Source organism: Staphylococcus sp. HMSC063F05, assembly GCF_001837075.1.
GTDB lineage: Bacteria > Bacillota > Bacilli > Staphylococcales > Staphylococcaceae > Staphylococcus > Staphylococcus epidermidis.
Map to the genome: position 1 here is coordinate 1 of NZ_KV831319.1, position 333 is coordinate 333.

Here is a 333-nt window from a genome sequence, read left to right on the forward strand (position 1 = left end):
AATTGTGACATTGTATTGATGTTATTTTGTTATCCCCTCCCTTACCTTTCGTTTGGTCTAGGTGGTTGCTATGGCAACCACTTGTTAATAAAAAAAGAGAGCATCTATTTAAAGATGCTCTCTAATTGGATCATTGTTGGCCTATTAAATTGAATTATTGATTAAATAAAGATGTAATGGGTAAATGATCACGTCGCTTATTCAGCGTATGTACTTCTGCGAATTCTGATTTAAGAGATTTCATTAAGTACCCTTGCATGGCTTCAACGGTTTCATTTTTTTGAATAAGCATGGCTTTAAAACGTTTAAGAACATGAAGTATTTCTATTTCCA

At 33.0% G+C, this 333-nt stretch carries 1 pseudogene; it reads right to left on the minus strand.

Annotation, left to right across the window (positions count from 1 at the left end):
• Positions 1-154: 154 nt before the first annotated feature.
• Positions 155-333 (minus strand): annotated as a pseudogene (locus HMPREF2576_RS02265) (replication-associated protein RepA family protein); the annotation flags it as partial.